Below are 20,796 nucleotides of genomic sequence, written 5' to 3' on the forward strand. Positions count from 1 at the left end.
CTTCGTCAGACGACGTTGAGCTCGGGGCGGGCGCCCGCCCCCCGGAAGCGTGCCGCACCCAGTCCGGAGACGTCGACGAGGGTCTCCCGGCCCAGGTACAGGTCGCGCACCACCTCGCCGACGGCCGGCCCCATGAGGAAGCCGTGGCCGGAGAAGCCGGTGGCGTAGAGGAACCCCTCGACCTCGTCGGCGCGGCCGATGAGCGCGTTGTGGTCCGGCGTCATCTCGTACAGCCCCGCCCAGCCGCTGGCGACGCCGACGCCGGCCAGCGCGGGCGCCCGCCGCTCGATGGCCTCGCCGAGCCGCGGCAGCCAGTCGTCGGAGCGGGTGAGCCGGAAGCCCGGCGTCTCGTCGGGGTCGGACATGCCCATGAGCAGCCCGCGGCCCTCGCGGTGGAAGTAGAAGGAGGTGTCGAAGTCGATGGTGAAGGGGGTGTGCGGGTCGAGGTCGGGCACCGGCTCGGTGACCAGCACCTGGCGGCGCAGCGGGCTGACCGGCAGGTCGACCCCGGCCCAGGCGCCGACCTCGGCCGACCACGCGCCCGCGGCGCAGACGACGGTGCCGGTGCGCACGGTCCCGGCGGCGGTCTGCACGGCGGTCACCCGGCCGTCGGTGACCTCGATGCCGGTGGCCGGGCAGTTGGGCAGCAGCGTGGCGCCGGCGCGGCGGGCCGCCGACGCGTAGCCCAGCACCACCGACTCCGGCGTGCAGTGCCCGTCGGTGGGCGACCACGCGGCGGCCCGCAGCCCCTCGGGGGAGATCAGCGGCGAGAGCTTCCGGGCCTCGGCGACGTCGATCATGCGGCTGGGGACGCCGAGGTCGTTCTGCAGCGCGACGGCGGCCTCGAAGGCGGCGACGGCGTCGGGCGTGGACAGCAGGAACAGGTAGCCGACCTCGGCGAAGTCGATGTCCTGGCCGAAGCGCGCCGGGAAGTCGCGGAAGGTCTCCAGGCTCCGGGCGCCGAGGGTGATGTTGACCGGGTCGGAGAACATCGCCCGCACACCGCCTGCCGCCCGGCTCGTCGAGCCGGCGCCGAAGGTGTCCCGGTCGACCAGGACGACGTCGCGCACCCCCGCCCGGGCCAGCTCGTAGGCCGTGGCCAGCCCCATGACGCCTCCGCCGATGACGACCACGGAGGCGGTCGGCGGGAGCTGCCGGGACGGTGCGGTCATGGAGGTCCTCCGGGTCGCGGGGCGGGATCCCCATCCTGAGCGAGGACCCCGCGCCGCACCATCCCCCGCGCCGTGGTCAGCCGCCGCCGAGGGCCGCGACCACCTCCCCGGTGGTGCCGCGGTACGACAGCAGGCTGTAGTCCAGGCTCGCCAGCGACCGCTGCGCGGCGTCGTCGTCGACGACCCCGCAGGCGTCGTCGACGACGACGGGCAGGAACCCGAGGTCGGCGGCGTGCCGGGCGGTGGGCTCGATGCCGATCTCGAGGACCGCGCCGACCAGCACGAGGGTGGTGACGCCGCGGTCGCGCAGCACCGCCTCCAGCGGCGTGCCCACGAGCGCCGACATCGCGAGCTTGTCGAACACCGGCTCGCCGTCGGCCGGCGCGAGCTCCGGGGTGATCGCGGTGTGCTCGGCGCCGGGCGGGAACGTCGAGCGGACCTCGTCGGCGCGGTCGAGACGCTGCCAGGCCATGGCGGTGCGCAGCGCGGCGACGCCCATGTGGGTGGGCGGCAGCGACACGTGCCGCACGTAGACGACGGGGACCGCGGCGGCGCGGGCGGCGTCCAGCACCCGCCGGATCCGCGCCACCAGGCCGTCGCGGTCGCGGACGTGGCGCAGGATGCCCACCTGCGCGTCGTAGACGAGGACGGCCGCCGCGCCCGGGCGGCACATCTCGGCGACGGTCTCGGGCACGTCGACACCGAAGGCGCGCTGCATGCCGGGAGCCTCCCAGCGGGCGGCCGCCGTCACCAGGCGCGGGCGACCCGGCGCTGCCGGCTCCTGCGGTGTCCCCCGCACCTCTGCGGTGGTGCGGGGGACACCGCAGGAGGGCCGACGCCACCGCGAGAACCCCGATGCGTACGCTCGTCCGCATGAACTCGACGCCCGCCGACGACCGGGTCGGGTGAGCACCGCCCCGGCGCCCGCGCGGCGGCCCCGCCGGCACGACCCCGGGCGCCGCGAGCGGCTGGTGGCGACCGCGCTCGACGTCATCGCCGACGTCGGCGTCACCGCCGCCACGCACCGGGCCATCGCCCGCGCCGCCGACGTCCCGCTCGGCTCGCTGACCTACCACTTCTCCTCCCTCGACGAGCTGCACGCCGCCGCGTTCACCCGCCACGTCGACGAGGTGGCGCCCCGCTTCGACGAGCTCATGCGAGCCGCCGCCGGAGTCGGGGAGGCGCTGGAGGCGCTGGTCGGCCACCTCACCGGTGACCTGCTCGGCTCCGACCGCGACCTCGTCCTCGCCGTCGAGCTGTACGTGGCCGCGGCCCGCCGGCCGGCGCTGCGCGCGGTGACGCAGGACTGGATGCAGCGCAGCCGGCGCAGCCTCGAGCGGCACTTCGACCCGGTCACCGCCCGCGAGCTCGACGCCCTGGTCGAGGGGCTGGTGCTGCACAGCGCCCTGTCGACCGACCCGATGGACGCCGGCCAGATCCGCTCTGCCGTCCACCGCTTCGCCCGCTGACCCCCTCCCCCACCAGGACAGGACCCGTGTCGGACACCCTCCCGGCGACCGTTCCCGCGCGGCTGCGCGCCGCCCGCGCCGCCGTCGCGGCCTGCTTCTTCACCAACGCCGTCCTCTACGCCAACCTCGTCCCGCGGCTGCCGGAGGTGAAGGACCGGCTGGACCTGACCAACGCCACCCTCGGCGCGGCGCTGGCCGCGCTGCCGCTGGGCTCCCTGGTCTCGGCCCTGGCCGCGGCCGCGCTGATGCGCCGGTTCGGCTCGGCCCGGGTGGCCTCGTGGGGACTGGTGGCGCTCGCCGCCGCCGTCTGGGCCGCCGCCGTGGCGCCGTCGTGGTGGCTGCTGGCCGGGGCGCTGTTCGTGGCCGGCGCGCTCGACGCCGTGGTCGACGTCGCGCAGAACGCCCACGGGCTGCGGGTGCAGCGGGCCTACGACCGGTCGATCCTCAACGCCTTCCACGGCGTCTGGAGCATCGGCGCGGTCGCCGGCGGCCTGCTCGGCTCGGTCGCGGCCGGGTTGCGCGTCCCCCTGGGGCTGCACCTGGGCGTGGTGGCGGTGGTGTTCGCGGGGCTGTCGCTGCTCGCCTACCGCCGCATGCTGCCCGGCCCGGACCACGACGACGCCGGGGCCGACGCCGCCCCCGAGCAGGCCGGCGGGGGCGCGGTGCGCGCGGCGCTGCCCGCCCTGGCCGCGCTCGGCGTGCTCGCCACGGCGGGGGCGTTCGTCGAGGACGCCGGCGCGTCCTGGTCGGCGCTGTACCTGCGTGGCGAGATCGGCGTCGGTGCGGCCACCGCGGGGCTGGGCTTCGTCGCGCTGCAGGTGGCGATGACGGTGGGCCGGCTGACCGGTGACCGCGTCGTCGACCGGTTCGGCCAGCGGCGGGTGGCCCGGGTCGGCGGCGCGCTGATCGCCCTGGGCACGGGGCTGGCCCTGGCGCTGCCCTCGCTGGGCACCACGCTGGCCGGGTTCGCCCTCGCCGGGCTGGGCGTGGCCACGCTGGTCCCGGCCGTCTACAAGGCCGCCGACGAGCTGCCCGGGCTGCGGCACGGCGTGGGCCTGACGGTGGTCAACTGGCTGCTGCGGGTCGGTTTCCTCGCCTCCCCGCCGCTGATCGGCGCGGTCGCCGACGCGAGCGGCCTGCGGGTGGCGCTGACGGCGGTCGTCGTGGCCGGGGTGGTCACGCTGGTGCTCGGCCGGGTGCTCGCCCGGTCGGTGTCCCGCTCGGCGGCCTGAGGCGGCCGCTGCGACGCCCGTCACCCGGGACGGCGGGTCCGCGCCACCTCCTGGCGCACGGCGGGCACGACCTCCTCGGCCCAGCGGTGCAGCTGCCGGTCGACGTCGCCACGCGCCCACGGGACGAAGGTGTCCACGCCCTCGGTGAGGACGAGGTCGGTGAGCTCCTCGACCCACTGGTCGGCCGGCCCGTGCAGGAAGCCGCTGCTCGCGCCGTCGGTGATCGACCCGGAGACGTCGTAGAGCCGCCGCACGTCCGCGGGGTCGCGCCCGGCGGCCACCGCAGCGGCGTCGATCCGCGCGTTGCGCCCGGCGAGGTCGGCCGGCGGGACGTAGGCCGACGAGGGCAGCCAGCCGTCGGCCGACCACCCGGTGAGGTCGAGCATCCGCGGGCCCAGCGCACCGAGCCAGATCTCGATCCGCCGGCCGGGGACCGGGCCGGTGGACACACCGGACAGGGCGTACGTCGCGCCGCCGGCCCGCACGCCCCGCTCCCCCGACCAGGAGGCGCGCACCACCTCGACGGCCTCGGCCAGCGCGGCCACCGCCTCGCGGGGTGACCGGCGCGGCCCGCCCACGGCCGCGATGGCGTCCCAGGAGCCGCCGGCGCCCAGCCCGAGGTCGACCCGCCCGCCACTGATGACGTCGAGGGACGCGGCCGCCTCGGCCAGCACGGCCGGGAACCGCAGCGGCACGGTGGCGGTGTCGGCGGGCGGCTCGCTCATCGGCGCGTCCCGGGTCCCGGCGGGCCCGGCACCCGCGCTGCGCGACCAGTCCACCGACCGGCCTCGCGGGCGTCCACTGGCCGCCGCCATGCGCCGCGCGCATGGCCGCGCCGGCCGGTCCCGGCGGCCGGCGGGCGGGTCCCGTGGCACGCTGCGCGACGACGTGCGGGCCGAGGAGGGGCGAGCGGAGTGCGGAGGACGGGGCACGCCGTGCACGGTCCGGCGAGCAGGCGCGGCGCCCTGGGCCGGTGCCTGGTGGCGTCGCTGCTGCTGGTCGGCACCGCGTCCTGCTCGTCGCCGGAGGCGGCACCCGCGCATGCGGCGCCCGCCCCGTCGACGACGGCCGCTCCCCCGGCCCCCGGACCCGAGCCGGCCGAGCCCGACCCGGCCGTGGCCGCCCGGCTGGCGGCCCTGGAGGAGGAGTACGGCGCCCGCCTCGGCGTCCACGCCGTCGACACCGGCTCGGGGCGGACGATCGCCCACCGGGCCGACGAGCGGTTCGCCTACGCGAGCACCGTCAAGGCGCTGGCGGCCGGCGCGCTGCTGGCCCGGACCTCGCCGGTGGACCTGCAGCGCGGCGTGCCGATCTCGCGGGCCGACCTGGCACCGGCCCACTCGCCGGTCACCGAGGCCGCGGTCGGTGGCAGCCTGACGCTCGAGCAGCTGTGCGACGCCGCGGTGCGCTTCAGCGACAACACCGCGCTCAACCTGCTGCTGCGCGAGCTCGGCGGACCGGCCGGCCTCGACGCGGCGCTGGAGCGGGTCGGCGACGACGTCACCGAGGTGTCCCGGACCGAGCCCGCGCTGAACACCGCGGTGCCCGGCGACCCGCGCGACACCACGACCCCGCGCGCGCTGGCCACCACGCTGCGCGCCTACGCCGTCGACGGCGCGGGCGTCGCGGTGGAGGACCGCCTGCTGCTGGCCGACTGGCTGCGGCGCAACACCACCGGCGACACCCTCGTCCGGGCCGGGGTCCCCGGCGACTGGGAGGTGGGCGACAAGACCGGCACCGGCGCCTACGGCACCCGCAACGACGTCGCCGTGCTCACCCCGCCCGGGCGCGCCCCGATCGTGCTCGCCGTCATGTCGAGCCGGGGCGAGCGGGACGCCGGGCACGACGACGCGCTGATCGCGGCCGCGGCCGGGGTGGTCGCCGACGCCCTCGGCTGAGGCGCCGGCGGCAGCGGGCCGGGGACCAGTGGGTCTCCCTGGGGCGACCCGGGCCCGGCCGGAGGAGGGTGGTCCCACCAGCAGCCGCCGACCCCGCGGCCGGTCTCCACCCCCGGAGGCGCCATGACGGTGCAGCAGTCGCCGACCGGGACCGGCCGCCGGCCCGACCTGACCGGGCAGCGGGTCGTCGTCGTCAGCGGGACCGAGGGCGCCGGGCTGGACACCGCCCGGCTGGCGCGCGCCGCCGGGGCCGAGGTCGTCCTCACCGGCCGCGACCCCGACCGGCTGCGCCGCGCCGCCGACGAGGTCGGCACGCCGGCCACCGCGGTCCTCGACGCCACCGACCCGACCGCCCTCGACCGGTTCCTGCGGGAGCTGCCGCAGCCGGTCGACCACGTCGTGGTGACCGGAGAGCGGCCCTACCGGGCGCCGCTGGCGGAGTTCGACTTCGCCCGGGCGCAGCGCGACGTCGACGAGTACCTCTGGCTGCCGGTGCGGGTGGCCCGGGCGGCCGTGGGCACGGTGCGCCCCGGCGGGACGCTGCTGTTCGTCGGCGGCACGGCCGGCCGCCGCCGGGGTGCCGGTCTCGGCCTCACCGGCGCGCTCACCGCCGCCCGGCCGGTCCTGATCGCCGACCTCGCCGTCGAGGTCGCCCCCGTCCGGGTCAACCTCATCGGCGCCGGCTACGTGGACCGGCCGCTGTCGGCGCGGCTGCTCGGCACCACCCTCGACCGGCACGAGGAGCTGCGCGCGACCCTCGCGATCGGGCACGTCGTCCGGCCGGCCGACGTGCCGGCGCTCGCCGTGCACGTCATGGTCAACACCGCGCTGACGGGGGTCACCTACGACGTGGACGGCGTCGAGCAGCTCGTCTGAGGCACCACGGCGCCGGCGTCAGGCATCACGCGTCAGGCGTCGACGGCCTCGTACAGCCCGGCCGACGCGCTCGCCCCCGTGACCACCAGGTCGGCCACCACCCGGGAGGCCACCCACGCCTGCACGTGACCGGTGCCGTTGTAGCCGCCCAGCGCCAGCACCCGCCCGTCGGTGCCCGGCACCGGCCCGCAGCGGGGCACCGGGTCCGCGGCGAAGCCCACGACGCCGGCCCACCGGTGCGTCACCTCGGCCCGCACCTGCAGCTCCTCGACCAGCCACCGGTCCAGCCGCTCCTGCACCGGGCGCGAGACCTCGGCCCGGTCGGTCCAGCTCGCGTCCCCGTCGAGGTCGGAGAAGCCGCCGAGCGCGATCCGGCCGTCGGCCGTCTGGTGCACGTACTCGTGCCCGTCGCGGGCGTACACCGGGCACGGCAGGACCGTGCGCCCCAGCGGTGCCGTGGCGAGCATGTTCAGCCGCCGAGGACGGACCGCCGCCGCGGCCGGCACCAGCGCCGCCAGGTCGCCGTCCACGGCCACCACGGCCCGGTCGCAGCGCACGACGCCCGCGGAGGTGGACACGCGGACGCCGTCGCCGTCGACGGCCGGCGGCGCGGTCACCGGCGAGCGCTCGAAGACGCGCGCCCCCCGCGCCTCCAGGGCGGCGGCGAGCGCCCGCAGCCAGCGGACCGGGTGCACCGACCCGTCGTGCGGGAAGAACAGCCCGGCCCGCTCCGGCCGGGCGAGCGGGCCGGGGAGGTCCGCGCCGGCCACCGGCTGCGCCGGGAAGCCGTCCTCGGTGAGCGCCGCGCCGTGCGCCCGGACGTCGTCGGCCTCGGCCGCGTCGACGGCGACCCGCAGCATCCCGTCGAGGCGGAAGTGCGCGCGGGCGCCGACGGCCTCGGCCACCTCGAGCATCTCCCGCTGGGCCTCCAGCGTGGCCCGGTGGACGGCGGCGGCCCGCTCGCGCCCCCAGAGGGTGCGCGTCACGTGGTACATCGGCGCCGCGCCGGCGATGAAGAAGCCGCCGTTGCGGCCGCTGGCCCCCGAGGCCACCTCGTGCCGCTCCAGCACCACCACCGACAGGCCGGCGTCGAGCAGCCGCCGCGCGGTCGCCAGGCCCCCGACGCCGGCGCCGACCACGCACACGTCCGCGTGCACCTCGCCGGCCAGCGGGGCGCGCGGGCGGTACGGCTCGTCCTGCCACAGCGGCACCGCGGCAGCGCTCACGTGGGCACCTCCCGTGGGCTCCGGGGCCTGCAGGGCCTCACCGCTCACGCCGGCCGGTGACGATCTCCCGCAGCCGCTCGACGGGCAGCTTGGGCTCGCGCCACTCGTCCAGCAGGCCGTTGGCCTCCTGCATGGTGTCGGTGAGCTGCGTGTAGCAGAACCCGGCCAGCACCGGGGAGGCGTGCACGGCCGACAGCAGGTCCTCCAGCCGCCGGGCGAAGTCCTCGGCGTCGGTGGCCGTCGAGTACCCCCACGTGCGCTCCTCGGGCACCTCGTGCGGCGGTACCGGGGTGAACCGCACGCCGCCGAACTCGGTGAGCATCAGCGGCTGCTCGCGGTCCACGGCCCCCGGCAGCAGGACGCGGCGCCCCGCCGGCCAGAACTCCTCCAGCGCCGTCAGCAGCTCCGCCGACCCGTACCGCTCGGCGAGGACCGCGCCGGTGTCGGCGTAGTCGTGCACCGTCCACACGTCGCTGTCGGTGTGCTCCCAGCCGTCGTTGCTGACCACCGGCCGGCTGGGGTCGACCGCCCGGGTCAGCGCGGCCAGCGCGACGGTGTAGGCCTGCTGGGCGGGGTCGGTGGCGACGTCGTGCACGCCCCAGCTCTCGTTCATGGGCACCCACGTGACGATGCAGGGGTGGCTGACGTCGCGGTGCACGACGTCGAGCCACTCGGTCGTCAGCCGGCGCACCGCCTCGGGGGTGAAGGCGAAGGCGTTGGCCGTCTCGCCCCACACCAGGACGCCGAGCCGGTCGCACCAGTACAGGAAGCGGGGGTCCTCGACCTTCTGGTGCACCCGCACCGCGTTGAAGCCGAGCTCCTTGATCAGCTCCACCTCGCGGCGCAGCGCCCCGGCGTCCGGCGCGGCCAGGTGCGACGTCGGCCAGTACCCCTGCCCCAGCACCGAGCGCACGTAGTACGGCAGGCCGTTGAGCAGGAAGGCGCGGCCCCCCACCGCGGCGGTGCGCAGCCCCAGGTAGCTGCCGACCTCGTCGAGCACCTCGCCGTCGCCGTCCCCGGCGAGGACCCGCACGACGGCGTCGACCAGCCGGGGCGTCTCCGGTGACCAGGTCATATCCTGGCGGGCCTGCCCGTTCTCCAGCGCGGGCACCGCCACGGTGGTGCGGGTGCGCTGCTCGGCCACCCGGACCCGGTGCTCGGCCAGCAGCTGCCCGTCGAACTCCAGCCGCACCGCCACCGTCACCGGCTCGGCCGGCGGCTCGCGCAGCGTGAGGCCCAGGTGCACCGCGGAGCCGGCGACGTCGGGGGTCCAGGCCAGGTGCTCGACGGCGACCGGCGGCACGACCTCGCACCACACCGGCTGCCAGATGCCGCTGGTCCGCGAGTACCAGATGCTGTGCGGCTCGTCGAGCCAGTCCTGCTTGCCCCGCGGCTGCGTGACGTCGCGCGGGTCGTCCTCCGCCCGCACCACCAGGACGTGCTCGGCGTCGGCGTCGCCGGCCGCGAGCAGCGCGGTGACGTCGAAGGAGAACGGCGTCTGGCCGCCCTCGTGCTCGCCGAGCAGCGTGCCGTCCAGCCACACCCGGGCGGCGTAGTCGACCGCGGCGAACCGCAGGACGACGCGGTGCCCCCGCTCGCGCACCGCGTCGGCACCGGCGACGTCGGCCAGCCGCAGCGACCGCCGGTACCAGAACACCGGGTGCGGGCCGGGGTCGGCGACCCCCGACGCCTCGGACTCCGGCGGGAAGGGCACGGTGACGTCGCGGTCGAAGACGGCGCGGTCGCCGAGGTCGGTCAGGTCCGCCCAGCCCCCGCCGATCCCGCCGCGGTCGTCGTCGAAGGCCAGCTGCCACGTCCCGCAGAGGTCCGTCCACTCCTCCCGCTGCAGCTGCGGGCGGGGGTGGGTGCCGTCCTGTGCGGACGCGCGTGCGGGCATGGTCACTCCTCGGTGTCGGGGTCGACGAGCGGGTCGTGGGTCCGGGCGCGGGACGACCCGGACGACCGGGTCGGTGGGCGGTGGGCACGTCGCACGGTCCCGTCGATGCTGGCAGGTGCGTCGGCCGCTGTCCCGCCGGGGGCAGGCCGCGTGCGGCCGGCCGGGTGCCCCCGGGATCCGCTTCCGGAAGGGGCCCACCGGCACGATCGCGCTGCACCGGATTTCCCGCCGTAGTCCTCGGGAAATCCGGTCCGGGCCGGGTGTCCCGCCCGGCGGAAATCCTGCGGTTGCCGTTGATCAGAAGGCCGTGAAAGAGTCCTCGCGTCCGGCATTTCGGGCTACGACTGGACTCACTCAAATGACAGGAATCTCGCGCCGCCAGTTCCTCGCTGCGGGGGGCGGTGTCTCGCTGGCCGTCGCGATGTCCGGGTGCTCGTCACCGATCGCCAGCAGTTTCACCGGCGCGCAGCCCAAGACGGCCGACGTCATCTTCTGGCACCTGTTCGGCGGCGGCGACGGCGAGAACATGGCGACCATGCTGGAGAACTTCCGCGAGTCCTCCGGGCTGTCGGTCGAGTCCTCGCTGCTGTCCTGGGGCAACCCCTTCTACACCAAGCTGGCGCTGTCGACGTCGAGCGGCCGCCCGCCGGACGTGACCGTCGCGCACCTGTCCCGGGTGCCCCTGCTCGCGCAGGCCGAGCTGCTCGAGCCCGTCGCCGACCAGTTCGCTGCCGCGGGGATCACCGAGGACGAGTTCACGCCGGCCGCCTGGGAGAAGGCGACGGTGGACGGCACCACCTACGCGGTGCCGCTCGACACCCACCCGTTCGTCCTGTTCTACAACGTCGCGCTGGCGGAGCAGGCCGGCCTGCTCGACGAGACCGGCGAGAACCTCCGGCCGATGAACAACAGCGACGACTTCGTCGCCACCCTCCAGGCGATGAAGGACGCGACCGGCAACGAGTACGCGGCGGTCGCGTCGATCACCGTCGACCCCTCGACCTGCTGGCGCCTCTTCCTGATGACCTACTCCGGTCTGGCCGGGCCGATCGTCGAGGACCTCGGCACCAGGGTCACGATCGACCGCGCCGCGATGGAGGAGTCCTTCGCCTTCCTGCAGAGCCTCACCGGGGACCTGGCGCTGATGCCGCGGACCGCCACGTCGACGACGTCGTCGACCCTCTTCAGCAACGGCGAGGTCGGCTTCCTCTTCGACGGCGTCTGGCAGATCCCGACCTACCGCGACGTCGAGGGCCTCGACTTCAACGTCGTGCCCTTCCCCGCCCTCCTGGGCCCCGAGCCGGTCGCCTACGCCGACTCGCACGCACTGGTCATCCCGAGCAGCCCCGGACGCCCCGCCGCGCGGACCGAGGACGCCGTGCGCTTCGTCAAGGGCCTGCTGGACCAGAGCCTGACCTGGGCCGAGGGCGGGCACGTCCCCGCCTGGCTGCCGGTGCAGGAGAGCGAGGAGTTCCAGCAGCTGAAGCCGCAGAGCAACTACACGGAGGCGGCCTTCAACGCGGTCTACGACCCGCCGGGTTGGTACACCGGGGCGGGCTCGGACTTCCAGACCGCCATGGGCTCCGTCGTCGCCAGCGTGCTCACCGGGGCCACCGACCCCGCGGGTGGGGTCGACGCCCTCACCAGCAACCTGCAGACGTTCTCCACCGCCCGGCCACCCGTCTAGGACGGAGACCGCCATGACCGCCACCGCACTCCCCGCGCCCCCGGGTGGGACCGAGGTCAGGGACCGACCCGCGACCGCAGGCAGGCCCCCGCGCCGGGAGAACCGGGCGGGCTGGCTGTTCGCCACCCCGTTCCTGGTCCTCTACCTCGCCTTCCTCATCGGCCCGGTGGTCATCGGCCTGGTGATCAGCCTGTTCAACACCACGACGGTGAGAGCCGGCGTCGGCAACTGGGTGGGCTTCTCCAACTACGCCGACGTCCTGACCAACGCCGACTTCTGGGCCTCCATGTGGCACTCGGCGCTGTTCACGCTGCTGACCACGCCGATCCTGGTGCTGCTGCCGCTGCTGTTCGCCGTGCTCGTCTCGCGCCTGTCCCGCGGCCAGTGGTTCTACCGGCTCGCCTTCTTCGCCCCGTACGTCGTGCCCTCGGCCGCGGTGTGCCTGATCTTCGCGTTCATGTACACGCCCGAGACCGGGCTCATCACCAACGCGTTCGGCTGGTTCGGGCTGACCGCCCCCGACTTCTTCGGCAGCACCTCGGGTGCCTGGTTCGCCGTCGTCCTGCTCACCGTGTGGTGGACGTTCGGCTTCAACTTCATCCTCTACACCGCAGCCATCCAGGAGATCTCCGAGGAGGTCTACGAGGCGGCGACGCTCGACGGCGCCGGGCCGTGGCAGCAGATCCGGATGATCACCGTCCCCCTGCTGCGCCCGACCATCGGCCTGGTGCTGATCCTCCAGGTGCTCTCGTCGCTGAAGGTGTTCGACCAGATCTACATCCTGCTGGCCGGCGGTCCGAACTACTCGACGCGACCGGTCATCCAGTACATCTTCGACACCGGGTTCTCCAACTACCGGGGCGGCTACGCGGCCGCCGCGACGATGGTCTACTTCGTCGTCCTGGTCGTCGTCAGCGTCGCCTGGTTCCTGATCCGGCGGCGCAACACCTCCGCGAACGCCTGAGGGGAGCTCGGACGATGGCGACAGCCGTGGCCGCGACTGCGGCCGAGACGACGGACACCGGCACCCGGCGCTCGCGCCGGGGAGGCGAGCAGGACATCAGCGGGAAGCTGTTCAACCGGCTCGCCGCCACGTGCGTGACGCTCTTCGCCCTGATCTGGCTGGTCCCGTTCCTGTGGGCCCTGATCACGTCGCTGCGGCCCAACGAGGAGATCGCGGCGAACCCCACCAACTTCTGGTCGAGCAGCTGGAACCTCGACGCGTACGCCTCCGCGTGGAACTCGAGCCCGCTGGGCTGGTGGTACGTCAACAGCTTCATCATCTCCACGCTCACGGTCGTCTTCACCGTGCTGGTCTGCTCGATGGCCGCGTTCGCCCTGGCCAACCTGAACTTCCGCTTCAAGTACGTCGTGTTCGGGCTGGTCCTGGCCGGCCTGATGGTGCCCGTCGAGGCGCTCGTCCTGCCGCAGTTCCTGGAGTTCCGCGCCATCGGCCTGCTCGGCACCTACTGGGCGGTCATCCTGCCCTCGGTCGCCCTCCCCGTGGCCCTGCTCGTCTTCCACTCCTTCATCAAGGCCATCCCGGTGGCCCTGATCGAGGCCGCCCGGCTCGACGGCGCCAGCTGGTGGCGGATCTACTCCCGGATCGCCATGCCGCTGTCCCGTCCGGCGATCTCCGCGGTGGCGATCCTGACGTTCATCACGTCCTGGAACGCCTTCCTCTGGCCGCTGCTGGTGCTCACGCAGACCAAGTCGCAGACCATCCCGGTCGGGCTGAGCAGCCTGGTCGGCGGGTCCGCGATCCAGTACGCCGAGACCATGGCCTCCGCCGTCCTCGGCATCCTGCCGCTGCTCGCCGTCTTCCTGGTCCTGCAGCGCCAGATCGCCCAGGGGGTCGCGAACACCGGCATCAAGTAGGCCGGAGCAGCGCCCGCCCGACCCCGCTGCGCCGGGCGACCCGTCGCCGGGCCTGCCCTACGGTCGACCGGTGATCCGAGTCTGCTTCGCCGGCGTGACCGGCTGGACGGCGCCGCCGATCCTGGCCGCGATCGACGCCGCCGACGACCTGGTGCTCACCGCGGGGGTGGCCCGCTCGGCGGCGGGCCGGCCGCTGTCGGAGGTCACCGCCTCCCGCGGCGACGGCCGGGTGTACGGCAGCGTCGACGACGCGCTCGCGGCCGAGCAGGTCGACGTCCTCGTCGACTACACCAGCCCGGCCGCGGTCGCCGGGCACGTGCGGGCCGCCGTCCGGGCCGGGGTGCACACCGTCGTCGGCACCAGCGGGCTCACCGCCGGCGACCTCGCCGAGCTCGACCGGCTGGCCCACGACGCCGGCGTCGGGGTGGTCGCGGCCGGGAACTTCTCGGTCATGGCCGCCGTCCTCGCGCACGCCGCGGCGGTGGCCGCCGGTTCCCTGTCGCACTGGGAGGTCATCGACTACGCGGGTGCCGGGAAACCGGACGTGCCCAGCGGCACCGCCCGCGAGGTGGCCGAGCTGCTCGCCGAGGTGCGCCGTCCGGAGGGGGCCGTGCCGCTCGCGGAGCTGCACGGGCCGGTCGAGGCGCGGGGGGCCGAGGTCTCGGGGACCCGGGTGCACTCGGTGCGCCTGCCGGGCTTCGTCGTCTCGACCGAGGTCGTCTTCGGCGGCGCCGGGGAGCGGCTGGTGGTGCGGCACGACGCCGGGGACTCCCCGGACGTCTACGTCGACGGCACGCTGCTGGCCGTGCGGAGGGTGGCGGAGGTCCCCGGGCTGCGCCGCGGGCTGGGCTCCCTGCTGTTCGACGGCCGCCGACCCGGGCCGACCTGAGCCCGGGACGACCTCAGCTCCCGGCCAGCGCCCGCACCGCCGCGAGGACCCGCTCGTGGGCGGCGGTCGGCCGATCGCGGTCGCGCCAGGTCGCGGCCAGGCCGACCGCGACGACCCGCCCGGTCGCCAGGACCCGGCCGACCGCCGCCAGGACGTCGTCGAGCGGCGGGCCGCCGGGAGCGGGGAAGAGCAGGTCCGGGACGTCGGCCGGGTCGCACACGTCCAGGTCGACGTGCAGGTGGAACTCCCCGTCGGGGAGGTCGGCGGCGGTCAGGCCGGCCACCGGACGCCGCCGCACGCCGGCCTGCTCGAGCAGGGCGTGCTCGGGCGGGTCGGTGTCGCGGGCGTCGACGAGCACCACGCGCGACGGCGGCTCGGGGCGCAGCCCGAGGGCGTCCGGGAGGGTCGGCGTCCCCACGCCCGCGGCCAGGGCCAGCGGCAGGCCGCCCAGGTAGCCGGAGGTCGTGGTGGCCTCGGTGTGGAAGTCGGCGGGCGCGTCGAACCAGACCACCCCGGGGTCCCGGCCGGCGCGCTGCAGGCCGGCGAGCACGCCCAGGCTCGTGGTGCAGTCCCCGGAGACGACCAGCGGCCGGGCCGGGGCGGCGGCCACCTCCTCGGCGACGTGCCGGTAGAGGACCGCCATGCGCTGCCACGGGGTCCCGGGCGGCAGCTGCGCGGTCACCTCCCGGTCGACCGGGAACCCGGTTCGCAGGCCGGCCAGCCGCTCGTCGAGGTGGTAGGGCACCACGAACGTCGTCATGCGGGGATCCTCTCCCGACCGGGACGGCCGACGCGCCGACCTGTTCTTGACTCGTTCAAGACAGGCCGCGAGGATGGGGCCGTGCCGGACACCGCAGACCTCGAACGCGCGCTGCGCGCGGCGGGCCTGCGGGTCACCCGGCCGCGGCTGGCGGTGCTCGACGCCGTGCACGCCCACCCGCACGTCGACACCGAGACGCTGATCGGCGCCGCTCGCGCCCGGGTCGGCGCGGTGTCGCACCAGGCCGTCTACGACGTGCTGCGGGTGCTGACCGACCACGGGCTGGTGCGGCGCATCCAGCCGGAGGGCTCGGTCGCGCGCTACGAGGCGCGGGTCGGCGACAACCACCACCACCTGGTCTGCCGGTCCTGCGGCACGATCGTCGACGTCGACTGCACCACGGGCAGCGCGCCCTGCCTGACCCCCGCCGACCCCCGCGGCTTCGTCGTCGACGAGGCCGAGGTCCTCTACTGGGGACGCTGCCCGGCCTGCGCGGCCGGCCGGCCCCCCGTCCCACCCGACCGCCCCACAGCAGCACAGAGAGGGACACCGTGAAGGACGAGCTCAACAAGGTCCAGACCGACAGCACCAGCGAGAGCGAGAACCCGGCGATCCCGTCGCCGACCGCGCACACCGGCGGGCGGCCCCGCTCGAACCGGGACTGGTGGCCGAACCAGGTCGACCTGTCGGTGCTGAACAAGCCGTCGAAGGACTCGGACCCGCTCGGTGACTCCGACTACCGGGCCGAGTTCACGACGCTCGACGTCGAGGCGGTCAAGCGGGACCTGGTCCAGCTGATGCGCACGTCCCAGGACTGGTGGCCGGCCGACTGGGGTCACTACGGCCCCCTGTTCATCCGCATGTCCTGGCACGCCGCCGGCACCTACCGCATCGCCGACGGCCGGGGCGGCGGCGGCGAGGGCGGGCAGCGGTTCGCTCCCCTCAACAGCTGGCCCGACAACGCGAACCTGGACAAGGCCCGCCGCCTGCTGCTGCCGATCAAGCAGAAGTACGGCCGCAAGCTCTCCTGGGCCGACCTGCTCGTCCTCGCCGGCAACGTCGCCCACGACGACATGGGCCTGCCGACCTTCGGCTTCGCCTTCGGCCGTGAGGACAGCTGGCAGCCCCAGGAGACCTTCTGGGGCCCCGAGGACACCTGGCTCGGCGACGAGCGCTACGCCGGCGACGACCCGCTCGACCTCGACGAGGGCCCGCTGGCCAACGTGACCATGGGGCTCATCTACGTCAACCCCGAGGGCCCGAAGGGCAAGCCCGACCCCCTCGCCTCGGCCCACGACATCAAGGTCACGTTCCGCCGGATGGGCATGACCGACGAGGAGACCGTCGCCCTGATCGGCGGTGGGCACACCTTCGGCAAGACCCACGGCGCCGGGAACCCCGAGCTCGTCGGCCCGGAGCCCGAGGGCTGCCCGGTGCACGGCAACGGCCTGGGCTGGATCAGCCAGTACGGCACCGGCAAGGGCGCCGACACCATCACCAGCGGCCTCGAGGGTGCCTGGACCCCGACGCCCACCACCTGGGACAACACCTACTGGGAGACGCTGTTCGGCCACGACTGGGAGCTCGTCGAGAGCCCGGCCGGCGCCAAGCAGTGGCAGCCGAAGGAGCCCGAGGCGCAGGAGCTCGTGCCCGACGCCCACATCGAGGGCAAGAAGAACCCGCCGATGATGTCGACCGCCGACATGGCGCTCAAGGTCGACCCGGAGCTGCGCGCGTACGCCGAGCGCTTCCGCGACGACCCCGAGTACTTCGCCGACCAGTACGCGCGGGCCTGGTTCAAGCTGCTGCACCGCGACATGGGCCCCAAGAGCCGCTACCTCGGCCCCGACGTCCCGGCCGAGGAGCTGATCTGGCAGGACCCGGTCCCCGCCGTCGACCACGAGCTGGTCGGTGACGCGGAGGCCGCCGACCTCAAGCAGCGCCTGCTGTCCTCCGGCCTGACCGTGTCGCAGCTGGTGCACACGGCCTGGTCGGCCGCCGCGTCCTACCGCGGCACCGACAAGCGGGGCGGCGTCAACGGCGCCCGGCTGCGCCTGCAGCCGCAGATCGACTGGGCGGTCAACGAGGGTGTCCGGGACGTGCTGCCGGTGCTGGAGCGCGTCAAGGCCGACTTCGAGCAGGAGACGGGCAAGCGGGTCTCCCTCGCCGACCTGATCGTGCTCGGCGGCAACGCGGCCGTGGAGAAGGCCGCGGCCGACGCCGGCGTGCCGGTGACCGTGCCGTTCCACGCCGGTCGCACCGACGCCTCGCAGGAGCAGACCGACGTCGACAACTTCCGCTGGCTCGAGCCGCGGGCCGACGGCTTCCGCAACTGGATCTCGCCGGGCAGCAAGCTCACCCCCGAGACGCTGCTGGTCGACCGGGCCTACATGCTCGAGCTGACCGCCAAGGAGATGACCCTGCTCGTCGGCGGCCTGCGCGTGCTGGGCGCCAACACCGGCGGCACGACGCACGGGGTGTTCACCGACCGCCCGGGCGTGCTCTCGCAGGACTTCTTCCGCAACCTGCTCGACCTGGGCATCGCGTGGCGCAGCTCGACCGACACCGAGGGCGTCTACGAGGGGCTCGACGCCGACGGCACCGTGGTGCGCACCGCCACCGCCGCCGACCTGGTGTTCAACTCGAACTCGATCCTCCGCGGCATCGTCGAGGTCTACTCGGCCGACGACGCGAAGGAGCTGTTCGTGCGCGACTTCGTCGCGGCCTGGGTCAAGGTCATGGAGCTCGACCGCTTCGACCTGCGGTAGGTCCCGCCCGTCCGGACGCCCCGGCCCGCACCCGCGGGCCGGGGCGTCCGCGCGTCTGCGGCCGGCCGAGGGCCCGACGGCCCTGGTGCGCCGCGGGCACGCGAGCACGATGGACGACGCCCCACCGAGGACCTCGCGGAAGGAGTCGTGCCATGACGCAGACCACCGGTCCGACGATCTCGAGGGAGCGGGCACGCGAGGCGATGACGCGCTTCCTCGCCGCCTGGGAGCAGGGCGACGTGTCGGCCGTGGACGAGGTCTTCGCCGACACCCTCGTCTACCACGGCCCCCCGTTCCCCGACATGGGCCGCACCGAGGTGCGGGACTTCGTCACCGCGTTCCGCGCCGGGTTCTCCGAGATCCACGTCCAGCTGCACGAGCACGTCGTCGACGGGACCACCTCGGTGCACCGCTGGACGGCCGAGGCCGTGTTCTCCGGGACCACGCCGCTGCTGCCGGGCGTGGAGCCGACCGGGAACCGCACCACCGCCGAGGGCGCCCACGTCCTGCACTGGTCGGGGGACGCGGTGTCCGAGGCCTGGCACCTGGGCGACTGGCTCGGCTGGCTGACGAGGGCCGGCGTGCTGCCGCCCATGCCGGGCGCCGCCGCCTGAGCCCCGCGCCCGGGGGCGTCAGGGCCCGGCCGCGCCGGTCGGCAGCTCCCACCGCCAGACGGCGCCGGCCTCGGGGTCGGTCAGCTCGGCGGTGCGCCGGAACCCCAGCCGCCGCAGGACGGCGGTCGAGGCGTTCTCCCCGGCCAGCGTGTGCGCGCGCACCAGCGTCACGCCGCGGGCGGTCGCGGTGTCGATCCACTGCCGGGCGGCCTCGGTGGCGTGGCCCCGTCCGCGGTGGGCCGGGGCGATGCCGTAGCCGATCTCGACGGCGCCGTCGACCGGCGGGCCGGTGAAGCCACCCAGGCCGACGACCGTGCCGGTCGCCGGGTCGATGACCAGGTGGCTCCACCACGCCGGGTCGGCGCCCTCGCGCAGCGCCCGGACCGTCGCGGGCAGGGCCTCGGGGAAGGGCAGGTACCCCTCCGCCACGTCCTGGCCGTACCGGCGGGTGAAGACATCGCTGCCCTCGAGCAGCGCCTCGGCGCGGTCCAGCGGAAGCGGTTCGACGACCGTGTGCTGCGGGGCCACGACCCCTCCCTCCTCCGTGCCGGCCGCGTCGGCCGGGCCTGGCGCCGGCCGTCGGCGACGGCGTCGTCGCCGACGAGGTCGAGCAGCCGCACCACCGACAGATGGTCCCCGACGCGGGCCAGGGGAGACCCACGGGCTGGCGCCGGGCTCGTGTTCGACGGTGCCTTCCCGGTCGGCGTGGCGCTGCTCGCCGGCGGCGGGGTGGGTGCCCTGGCCGGCGTCGTGCTGCTGGCGCGCGCGGCCCGCCGCTGAGGGACCCCGGTCGCAGTCATCTGTCCGATGACGGCGAGCGGCGGAGGGGGGAGGTTCGCAGAGCGCCCGGCCGACCCCGGCCCCGGCTCCGGCCCGACGAGGGAGACCCCGTGACCACCAAGCAGACCGTCGTCCTCGTGCACGGCGCCTACGCCGAGTCCTCCAGCTGGAACAGCGTCATCCGGCCTCTGGCCGCCGAGGGGCACCGGGTCGTCGCCTGGGCCAACCCGCTGCGCGGCGTCGCCGCCGACGCCGCCGCGCTCAGCGACCTGGTGCGGACCATCGAGGGCCCCGTGCTCCTCGTGGGGCACTCCTACGGCGGCGCGGTCGTCACCAACGTGGTGCCCGACGCCGGCGACGTCGTCGGGTTGGTGTTCGTGGCCGCGTTCGCCCTGGCACCCGGCGAGAGCTGCGCGGACGCCTCCGCCCTCGTCCCCGGCAGCACGCTGGGCGAGACGCTGGTCCGGGTGCCCCTGGCCGGCGGCGGCGCCGACACCTACATCGCCCCGGACCGCTACCACCAGCAGTTCTGCGCCGACCTGCCCCACGAGGAGGCGCGGCTGATGGCGGTCACCCAGCGCCCCATCACCGAGGCCGCGCTGGGCGAGCCGTCCGGGGACCGGCCGCTGTGGCGCGACCTCCCGAGCTGGTTCCTCTTCGGGGAGCTCGACCGCAACATCCCCGCCGGCGCGCACCGCCGCATGGCCGAGCGGGCCGGGGCGCGGCGCGCCGTGGAGGTCCCCGGTGCCTCCCACGTCGTCGGGATGTCCCACCACGACGAGGCGACCCGGCTGGTGCTGGAGGCGGCCGCGGCGACGGCGTCGGTCACCGCCTGAGGCCGGGCCGCGCCGGGCGACCACCCGCCGGTCAGCCGCCGCGCAGGCTCGCCACGAGGTTGATCGTGGTCGCCAGGATCCCGGTGCCGAACAGGTAGGACAGCAGCGCGTGGCGCAGCGCCGTGCTGCGCAGCGCCGCCGACTGCAGCGTGGTGTCCGACACCTGGAAGGTCATGCCGACGGTGAACGCCAGGTAGGCGAAGTCGCGGTAGGTGGGCGCCTCGGCGCCGGTGAAGTCGATCCCTCCCACGGGCTCGGCGTAGTACAGCGCGGCGTACCGGAGCGTGTAGAGCGTGTGGACCAGCGCCCAGGAGAGCACGACCGACGCCACGCCCAGGACGACCCGCGCCAGCTCCCCGGATCCGCTCCCCTGGTCGGCGCGGGCCAGGACGACGGCCACGACGGCGAGGCTGGCGATGGCGGCGACCAGCAGGATGACGTCCGTCGTCACCCGGTTCAGGTCGGTGGTGGTCGCCCGCTGCGCGGTCGACGGGGCGTCCCTGCGCAGCAGACCGAGGACGAGCCAGCCGGTGTAGAGCGCCGCCACCGTGTCCCAGCCCAGCATCAGGCCCAGCGCCGGCGACCGGACCCAGCCCACGGTGACCGCGACGGCGACCCCGAGCGCCACCGCGACGAGGGCCTCCCCCCGCGCGGAGCCGACCAGCCTCACCGGGTCCCCGGGACGAGCAGCGTGCGCCTCACGACCTCGACCTCTCCTGTCGGGAGCCCGGGCCGCGGCCGGTTCCCCGGCGACCCGGCGTTCCGGCGTTCCGGCGTTCCGGGGCATCGCCACCGGGGGGCCCGTGGGACGGTC

At 75.4% G+C, this 20,796-nt stretch carries 20 protein-coding genes; 12 read left to right on the forward strand and 8 right to left on the reverse strand.

All coding sequences use genetic code 11. From position 1 onward, the window contains the following. Positions 1-5 precede the first annotated feature (5 nt). Entirely contained in the window at positions 6-1,172 is a 1,167-nt protein-coding gene (locus CHC04_RS07560; protein WP_089403218.1) for an NAD(P)/FAD-dependent oxidoreductase, read from the reverse strand. Between the two features lie 76 nt (positions 1,173-1,248). Beyond that, a complete protein-coding gene (locus CHC04_RS07565) occupies positions 1,249-1,890 on the reverse strand; it encodes a cysteine hydrolase family protein (RefSeq protein ID WP_089403219.1) in 642 nt (213 codons plus the stop codon). A 187-nt stretch (positions 1,891-2,077) separates the two neighbouring features. Between CHC04_RS07565 and CHC04_RS07570 the strand changes: the two genes are divergently transcribed. Then, positions 2,078-2,641, forward strand: a complete 564-nt coding sequence (locus CHC04_RS07570) for a TetR/AcrR family transcriptional regulator (protein WP_217897222.1) — start codon at positions 2,078-2,080, stop codon at positions 2,639-2,641. 26 nt (positions 2,642-2,667) lie between these two features. Next, on the forward strand, positions 2,668-3,873 hold the full coding sequence (locus tag CHC04_RS07575) for an MFS transporter (RefSeq protein WP_089403221.1): 1,206 nt from the start codon (positions 2,668-2,670) through the stop codon (positions 3,871-3,873). 20 nt (positions 3,874-3,893) lie between these two features. Here the strand turns inward: CHC04_RS07575 and CHC04_RS07580 are convergent, their stop codons facing one another. Continuing rightward, positions 3,894-4,598, reverse strand: coding sequence for an LLM class flavin-dependent oxidoreductase (locus CHC04_RS07580; protein ID WP_217897223.1), 705 nt, complete (start codon positions 4,596-4,598; stop codon positions 3,894-3,896). Positions 4,599-4,808: 210 nt separating this feature from the next. On the opposite strand from CHC04_RS07580, the gene bla reads away from it, so the two are divergent. Together bla and CHC04_RS07590 are read left to right on the forward strand one after the other, a co-directional pair. Beyond that, positions 4,809-5,771: a class A beta-lactamase gene (bla, locus tag CHC04_RS07585; RefSeq protein ID WP_217897224.1), complete on the forward strand. Its 963-nt coding sequence runs from the start codon at positions 4,809-4,811 to the stop codon at positions 5,769-5,771. Between the two features lie 123 nt (positions 5,772-5,894). Beyond that, positions 5,895-6,647, forward strand: a complete 753-nt coding sequence (locus CHC04_RS07590) for an SDR family oxidoreductase (protein WP_089403223.1) — start codon at positions 5,895-5,897, stop codon at positions 6,645-6,647. Between the two features lie 32 nt (positions 6,648-6,679). Here the strand turns inward: CHC04_RS07590 and CHC04_RS07595 are convergent, their stop codons facing one another. Together CHC04_RS07595 and CHC04_RS07600 are read right to left on the reverse strand one after the other, a co-directional pair. After that, on the reverse strand, positions 6,680-7,873 hold the full coding sequence (locus CHC04_RS07595) for an NAD(P)/FAD-dependent oxidoreductase (protein ID WP_176449859.1): 1,194 nt from the start codon (positions 7,871-7,873) through the stop codon (positions 6,680-6,682). A 37-nt stretch (positions 7,874-7,910) separates the two neighbouring features. After that, positions 7,911-9,770, reverse strand: a complete 1,860-nt coding sequence (locus CHC04_RS07600; protein ID WP_089403225.1) for a glycoside hydrolase family 2 protein — start codon at positions 9,768-9,770, stop codon at positions 7,911-7,913. 358 nt (positions 9,771-10,128) lie between these two features. On the opposite strand from CHC04_RS07600, the gene CHC04_RS07605 reads away from it, so the two are divergent. The 4 genes from CHC04_RS07605 to dapB all read left to right on the forward strand — a co-directional run bounded on the left by CHC04_RS07605 (position 10,129) and on the right by dapB (position 14,224). After that, positions 10,129-11,457 (forward strand): substrate-binding domain-containing protein, encoded by a 1,329-nt coding sequence (locus tag CHC04_RS07605; protein ID WP_217897225.1) that lies wholly within the window; start codon positions 10,129-10,131, stop codon positions 11,455-11,457. Between the two features lie 13 nt (positions 11,458-11,470). Continuing rightward, positions 11,471-12,421 carry a carbohydrate ABC transporter permease gene (locus tag CHC04_RS07610; protein ID WP_089403226.1) on the forward strand — a complete coding sequence of 317 codons (951 nt, stop codon included), beginning with the start codon at positions 11,471-11,473 and terminating at the stop codon, positions 12,419-12,421. Between the two features lie 26 nt (positions 12,422-12,447). Continuing rightward, the gene (locus tag CHC04_RS07615) at positions 12,448-13,335 is read left to right on the forward strand and encodes a carbohydrate ABC transporter permease (protein WP_217897226.1); all 888 of its coding nucleotides are present in this window, start codon (positions 12,448-12,450) and stop codon (positions 13,333-13,335) included. A gap of 70 nt (positions 13,336-13,405) precedes the next feature. Continuing rightward, positions 13,406-14,224 carry a 4-hydroxy-tetrahydrodipicolinate reductase gene (dapB, locus tag CHC04_RS07620; RefSeq protein WP_089403228.1) on the forward strand — a complete coding sequence of 273 codons (819 nt, stop codon included), beginning with the start codon at positions 13,406-13,408 and terminating at the stop codon, positions 14,222-14,224. 13 nt (positions 14,225-14,237) lie between these two features. Here the strand turns inward: dapB and CHC04_RS07625 are convergent, their stop codons facing one another. Further along, entirely contained in the window at positions 14,238-14,984 is a 747-nt protein-coding gene (locus tag CHC04_RS07625; RefSeq protein ID WP_089403229.1) for an arginase family protein, read from the reverse strand. 81 nt (positions 14,985-15,065) lie between these two features. Here CHC04_RS07625 and CHC04_RS07630 point away from each other — a divergent pair, with 81 nt between their 5' ends. The 3 genes from CHC04_RS07630 to CHC04_RS07640 all read left to right on the forward strand — a co-directional run bounded on the left by CHC04_RS07630 (position 15,066) and on the right by CHC04_RS07640 (position 18,366). Then, positions 15,066-15,539, forward strand: coding sequence for a Fur family transcriptional regulator (locus tag CHC04_RS07630; RefSeq protein WP_089403230.1), 474 nt, complete (start codon positions 15,066-15,068; stop codon positions 15,537-15,539). Then, positions 15,536-17,752 (forward strand): catalase/peroxidase HPI, encoded by a 2,217-nt coding sequence (gene katG, locus CHC04_RS07635; protein ID WP_217897227.1) that lies wholly within the window; start codon positions 15,536-15,538, stop codon positions 17,750-17,752. The genes CHC04_RS07630 and katG overlap by 4 nt, the downstream gene beginning before the upstream one ends. Positions 17,753-17,904: 152 nt before the next feature. Continuing rightward, the gene (locus CHC04_RS07640) at positions 17,905-18,366 is read left to right on the forward strand and encodes an ester cyclase (protein WP_089403232.1); all 462 of its coding nucleotides are present in this window, start codon (positions 17,905-17,907) and stop codon (positions 18,364-18,366) included. Between the two features lie 18 nt (positions 18,367-18,384). Here the strand turns inward: CHC04_RS07640 and CHC04_RS07645 are convergent, their stop codons facing one another. Beyond that, a complete protein-coding gene (locus CHC04_RS07645; protein ID WP_089403233.1) occupies positions 18,385-18,894 on the reverse strand; it encodes a GNAT family N-acetyltransferase in 510 nt (169 codons plus the stop codon). A gap of 362 nt (positions 18,895-19,256) precedes the next feature. Between CHC04_RS07645 and CHC04_RS07650 the strand changes: the two genes are divergently transcribed. Then, the gene (locus tag CHC04_RS07650) at positions 19,257-19,982 is read left to right on the forward strand and encodes an alpha/beta fold hydrolase (RefSeq protein ID WP_089403234.1); all 726 of its coding nucleotides are present in this window, start codon (positions 19,257-19,259) and stop codon (positions 19,980-19,982) included. A 31-nt stretch (positions 19,983-20,013) separates the two neighbouring features. On the opposite strand, the gene CHC04_RS07655 is transcribed toward CHC04_RS07650, so the two are convergent. Continuing rightward, positions 20,014-20,652 carry a DUF1345 domain-containing protein gene (locus tag CHC04_RS07655; RefSeq protein WP_217897228.1) on the reverse strand — a complete coding sequence of 213 codons (639 nt, stop codon included), beginning with the start codon at positions 20,650-20,652 and terminating at the stop codon, positions 20,014-20,016. Positions 20,653-20,796: the final 144 nt, after the last annotated feature.

The sequence above is a fragment of the Geodermatophilus saharensis genome (assembly GCF_900188205.1).
Taxonomy (GTDB): Bacteria; Actinomycetota; Actinomycetes; order Mycobacteriales; family Geodermatophilaceae; genus Geodermatophilus; species Geodermatophilus saharensis.

Coding starts and splice junctions, on each gene's coding strand:
- CHC04_RS07605 (WP_217897225.1), top strand. CDS start 10,129: ATGACAGGAATCTCGCGCCGCCAGTTCCTCGCTGCGGGGGGCGGTGTC.
- CHC04_RS07565 (WP_089403219.1), bottom strand. CDS start 1,890: ATGCAGCGCGCCTTCGGTGTCGACGTGCCCGAGACCGTCGCCGAGATG.
- CHC04_RS07580 (WP_217897223.1), bottom strand. CDS start 4,598: ATGAGCGAGCCGCCCGCCGACACCGCCACCGTGCCGCTGCGGTTCCCG.
- CHC04_RS07590 (WP_089403223.1), top strand. CDS start 5,895: ATGACGGTGCAGCAGTCGCCGACCGGGACCGGCCGCCGGCCCGACCTG.
- CHC04_RS07625 (WP_089403229.1), bottom strand. CDS start 14,984: ATGACGACGTTCGTGGTGCCCTACCACCTCGACGAGCGGCTGGCCGGC.
- CHC04_RS07640 (WP_089403232.1), top strand. CDS start 17,905: ATGACGCAGACCACCGGTCCGACGATCTCGAGGGAGCGGGCACGCGAG.
- CHC04_RS07600 (WP_089403225.1), bottom strand. CDS start 9,770: ATGCCCGCACGCGCGTCCGCACAGGACGGCACCCACCCCCGCCCGCAG.
- CHC04_RS07560 (WP_089403218.1), bottom strand. CDS start 1,172: ATGACCGCACCGTCCCGGCAGCTCCCGCCGACCGCCTCCGTGGTCGTC.
- CHC04_RS07610 (WP_089403226.1), top strand. CDS start 11,471: ATGACCGCCACCGCACTCCCCGCGCCCCCGGGTGGGACCGAGGTCAGG.